The organism is Streptomyces colwelliae (assembly GCF_048158785.1).
Lineage (GTDB): Bacteria > Actinomycetota > Actinomycetes > Streptomycetales > Streptomycetaceae > Streptomyces.
In genome coordinates this window covers 1-4,486 of sequence record NZ_JBLTJC010000585.1, presented here as the reverse complement: position 1 = coordinate 4,486, position 4,486 = coordinate 1, and the positions used below count along the sequence as shown (strand labels likewise).

5 protein-coding genes are annotated in these 4,486 nt (G+C 66.5%); 1 reads left to right on the top strand and 4 read right to left on the bottom strand.

Features of this window, described 5'->3' with window-relative positions:
- Window positions 1–109: 109 nt before the first annotated feature.
- The 4 genes from ACNFOC_RS51355 to ACNFOC_RS51340 all read right to left on the bottom strand — a co-directional run bounded on the left by ACNFOC_RS51355 (window position 110) and on the right by ACNFOC_RS51340 (window position 3,783).
- Window positions 110–256, bottom strand: coding sequence for a helix-turn-helix domain-containing protein (locus ACNFOC_RS51355; protein WP_416965859.1), 147 nt, complete (start codon window positions 254–256; stop codon window positions 110–112).
- Window positions 257–492: 236 nt separating this feature from the next.
- The gene (locus ACNFOC_RS51350) at window positions 493–1,476 is read right to left on the bottom strand and encodes an IS481 family transposase (RefSeq protein WP_416965858.1); all 984 of its coding nucleotides are present in this window, start codon (window positions 1,474–1,476) and stop codon (window positions 493–495) included.
- Window positions 1,477–1,618: 142 nt separating this feature from the next.
- Complete coding sequence (locus tag ACNFOC_RS51345) at window positions 1,619–2,788, bottom strand: 4-hydroxybenzoate 3-monooxygenase (protein WP_416965857.1); 1,170 nt, start codon at window positions 2,786–2,788, stop codon at window positions 1,619–1,621.
- 209 nt (window positions 2,789–2,997) lie between these two features.
- Complete coding sequence (locus ACNFOC_RS51340) at window positions 2,998–3,783, bottom strand: helix-turn-helix domain-containing protein (RefSeq protein WP_416965856.1); 786 nt, start codon at window positions 3,781–3,783, stop codon at window positions 2,998–3,000.
- Window positions 3,784–3,880: 97 nt separating this feature from the next.
- Here ACNFOC_RS51340 and ACNFOC_RS51335 point away from each other — a divergent pair.
- Window positions 3,881–4,486 (top strand): siderophore-interacting protein (locus tag ACNFOC_RS51335; protein ID WP_416965855.1); only part of this gene is annotated, 606 nt, incomplete at its 3' end.

Below are 4,486 nucleotides of genomic sequence, written 5' to 3'. Positions count from 1 at the left end.
ATCCTTGCAGGTCAAAGCGCAAATAAGTTGACTAAAAGCCGGACAAACATCGTCTCAATCTTTGCGTCCTTGCAGGTCAAAGTGTCTATAGATAGTCAGATGCTTGCAGTTAGATTGAGACGACATACCCTTGCAGACCCGAGCGGTTGAAGCGGTGCAGCCAGCACCGGACCGTTTTCTGGCTGCAGCCCAGTTCCACGGCGATCGCCGGCACCCGCAGCCCCGACCAGCTCAGCTCGATCATCCTCGCCCGCATCACCGCATCCCGCGGAGCCTTCCTCGCCCGCGACAACCGGCGAACGACAGACCGCTCGTCCTCATCACGCCCCGGCCGTGCCCCTAAAACCATCGTCCAGCACCCGCCCCCGAGCACTATCAACTACCCCGCCACCAGGACATATACCCAGCGAAAGAGGAACCCAGCACTAGGGCCTGTCTGACAATGCCCAGGGCCATATCGGCGGTGTCTATGCGGGCGGTGTGGGACGCGGTCTAGGTGTATTGACCCGCAGGGGTGTTGACGCGGCTGATGGGCGGGTGACCACCGAGTGCAGTGTGGCACCGGTGGTAGTTGTAGGTGTGCAAGAAGTCCGCCAGAGCTTCGGTGCGTTCGGCGTTGCTGGAATACGGGCGCACGTACGCCCACTCGTCGAGCAGGGTGCGATTCAGGCGCTCGACCTTGCCGTTTGTCTGTGGGCGATAGGGGCGCGTGCGTTTGTGGGTGATCCCGGCGGCGTTGAGAGTGTGGGCGAACAGCTGGGATCTATAGCAGGAGCCGTTGTCTGTGAGGACGCGCTCGACGGTGATGCCGTGGTCGGTGAAGAAGGCGTTCGCGCGCCGCCAGAATGCGGAGGCAGTCTCTTTGCGTTCGTTGGGCAGGACCTCGCTGTAGGCGAGCCAGGTGTGGTCGTCGATGGCTGTGTGGACGAAGCTGTAGCCGATCACGGGGCTGCCGCCCTTGCGGGCGTCGGTTGTGGCCTGCCGGTTGCCGGTGGCCTGCTGGCGGGGCATGATCCGATGTCCGCCGCCGTCGGGGATGTTGCCGAGCTTCTTGATGTCGACGTGGATCAGTTCGCCGGGACGCTCGCGTTCGTAGCGGCGGATGACTTGGCCGGTGGGCCGGTCCATCCAGCGCAGACGGTTCAGCTGATGGCGGGTCAGGACACGATGGACCGTCGAGGCGGGCATTTCCAGGATCGGACCGATGCGTGCGGGGCCGAGTTTGCGTTCGCGCCGTAGCTCGCAGATGCGGTTCTCGACGTCGGCGGGGGTGCGGTGCGGAGTGGTCAGGGGGCGGCTGGAGCGGTCGTACAGGCCGGCATCGCCTTCGGCTCGCCAGCGCCGGACCCATTTGTGGGCGGTAGCGCGGGGGATGCCCATTTCATCGGCGACGTGCGCGACGGGCCTGCCGGCCCGAACCCGGTCGATCAGGAGCCGTCTGCCGTGCACGGTGAGTCGGGCATTGGGATGGGGCAAAGGAACCTCTGCTGTGGGACTCGAGCGTAGCTGCCGGGCAGGTGGGGCTCTGGGTGTCGGCGCTGCCTGAACGCTGCGTAGCTGGGCGCGGACGACGCAGCGTGATCCGGCCGGATGCGCGACGGCTGGAGTGCGAGTGTGGCTAGTTGGTTCCGGCGGTGAGTTCACTGAACAGCTTGTTCGCCGCGTCCGAGGTGAACTGGCGCTGCAGTTCGGCGCGGGCGACTTGCTTGCGGAACTCGCCTTCGTAGCCGGTGAAGCCGGCGTTGTGCATGGTGTCGGTGATCCAGGTCGCGAACGCCTGGTAGTTCCAGATGTGCGGCAGGCAGGTCTCGGAGTAGCTGTCGAGGAGGCTGGAATCGCCTTCTTTGACCTGGCGGATGACGGCGCGGGCGAAGATCTCGGTGTCGTGGAGGGCGAGGTGGATGCCCTTGGCGCTCATCGGAGGAACGATGTGGGCCGCGTCGCCGAGGAGGAACAGCTTGCCGTAGCTCATCGGGTCGAACACCACGCTGCGCAGCGGCACGATCTGCTTGGTAATGATCTCGCCGGTCGACACGGGGCAGCCGAAGCGGGCTTCCAGTTCGCTCCAGATGCGCTCGTCCGGCCACTGCTCGGGGGCGTCGTCAACCGAGCACTGAAGGTAGATGCGGCTGGCCTGCGGGCCCCGGGGAATCATGCCGGCCAGGCCCAGGTCGTGGATGGCCATGCCGGACGGGCTGGTTGGCACCGCGGCCAGGACGCTGAGCCAGTTGTATCTGTACTCGTGGGAGTACTGGGTCAGGGCGGAGGCGGGGATGGAGCGCCGGCTCACTCCGTGGAAGCCGTCGCAGCCTGCGATGAAGTCGCAGTCGATGGCCTTCGCCGAGCCGTCGGCGTCCTGGTAGCGGACGACGGGGCGATCGCTGGTGATGTTCTGCGGGGAGACGTCGGTGGCTTCGTAGTGGAGGTCTCCGCCGTCGCGCAGGAAGACTTCCGTGAGGTTGCGCACGAGGACCTGCTGCGGGCAGTAGAGGCTTTCGTTGTTGTCGTCCACGTCGATCGGCATCGCTTGTCCGTCGATGTAGAAGCCGCCCTCGCTCTCCGGGATGGGGTTGCCCGCCAGGACCTCCTCCAGGCCCCACTCGCGGAGCATGCGGACCCCGAAGCCGTCGATGGTCCCGGCGCGCTGACGCTGTTCGACATAGGCGCGGGGGTGCTTTTCCAGCACGATGCAGTCGATGCCGTTGCGCAGCAGGAAGTTGCCGAGCGTCAGGCCGGCGACGCCGGCCCCGATGATGACGACGGTCGTGCTTTCGCGTGTCTCGGTCATGTGTGTGCGAGCCTCCTTGCTCAAAGCGGTGGTCGATCGCGCCGGTGGCGCGAACGACGGAGCCGCCCGGGTGGTGCGGCGTACAGTCACCACTCTGGAACCCGGCCCAAGCAGCACACCACCGGTGATTGGACAGGAGATGCCGAAAAGCCGCCAACCTCTTGGTGTGTGCGGCACCGGGGCGCATCCGAGCACTGAAACGGGTCCGGCTACCTGTTTTCGTTGCGCAGGTCTGCCTGATAGCGGCCGGGTGTCTGGCCGACGACCTCGGTGAAGGCGTCGATGAAACTGGAGGGGTTGGACCACCCGCACGCCACGGCGGTCTCGGTGACGGACATGCCCTCGGTGAGGTGCGCCAGGGCGTGGTGGATGCGCAGCGTGGTGCGCCAGCGGTGGAAACTCATGCTCAGTTCGGTATGGAACAGGCGGCTCAGCGTGCGCTCACTGGCCCCCACCATCCGCCCCAGCTCCGCCAGGGTGGTGGGCCGGGCCGGATCCTCATGCAGAAGAGCGGTAGCGGCACGCAGCCGGTCGTCACTGGCTTCGGGCAGATGCAGGGACTGCTCGGCGGCATCGGCGAGCTCATCCACGATCACGGTGAGCAGTCTGCGGTGCGCACCGGGCCGCCTCTCCGGCCGATCGGTGAGCGCCAGGAGCGCCTCCCGCAACAGAGGGCTCACCGCGAACACGCTGGGATGCTCCACGAGCTCCCCGCACAGGTCGAGCGGGACGGTGAGCACGCGGACGTCGGTCTGGCCGTAGAAGCGGTGGGAGTGCGCGAAATGCGGCGGCGTCCACGTGACCCGATTGGCCGGGGCGACCCAGGTCCCGCGCTCCGTCGCCGTGGCCAGCGCTCCGGCAGCGGCGTACACGACCTGCCCCTGGACGTGTGAGTGGGGATCGAGCTGGTAACCGTGCGGTAGCCACCCTGCCCCTTGCGGCGTCGCTTCCTCGACTGCTGCGGGCACCGTCGAAGGTTGGCGGTCTTTCGGCATAAGGCGTCAGTTTACCGGTGGTACGGCGATCGTGCCGGAGCCACAGTGGGCTCATGAGCATTGAGACCCGCGCACGCAGACGTGAGAGCTGCTGGCGATGACTCCCCGAATCCAGCGCCCGCGCAGGCGGCAGATGCTGTCGCTGACCGTCCAGGCCAGTGAGCAGATCAGCCCGCATTTCATGTCCATCACGCTGGGCGGAGACGACGTCCAGCACCTCGACCAGTCCGGGTTCGACCAGTCCGGTCGCCTCTTCTTCGCCGACCCCGACGATGACGACGTCTTCCTCCCGAGCAGTGAGCGGTGGATTCTCCAGCTCACCCTGCAAGGCTCCGCCAAACGGCGACCGCGGGTCAGGACGTACTCAATCCGGCGCTTCAGGCCCCAGGCGCTAGCGTTCGACATCGAAATCTCGCTCCACGAAAGCAACGGCTCCCACAAACCCCAGTGGGCACTGGCTGCCCAGCCCGGGGCGAAGGTGTCCTTTCTGGACGAGGGATACAGCTACGCCCCCACCGCTGGCGCCGCTTGGCAGCTTCTTGTCGGTGACGAGAGCGCCCTGCCGGCGCTTGCCTCCATCCTGGAACGCTCCGCCCAGACCCCCGAGGCGCTGCCGGCCGAGGTGTTCCTCGAAGTCCCGGCCCCCGAGGACGTCCGGGACGAGATCACCGCACCCCCGGGCACCACCATCCACTGGCTCCCC

Bases quoted from the DNA above. Each gene is read 5' to 3' on its own strand.
- ACNFOC_RS51355 (WP_416965859.1), bottom strand. From the start codon at position 256: ATGCGGGCGAGGATGATCGAGCTGAGCTGGTCGGGGCTGCGGGTGCCG.
- ACNFOC_RS51345 (WP_416965857.1), bottom strand. From the start codon at position 2,788: ATGACCGAGACACGCGAAAGCACGACCGTCGTCATCATCGGGGCCGGC.
- ACNFOC_RS51340 (WP_416965856.1), bottom strand. From the start codon at position 3,783: ATGCCGAAAGACCGCCAACCTTCGACGGTGCCCGCAGCAGTCGAGGAA.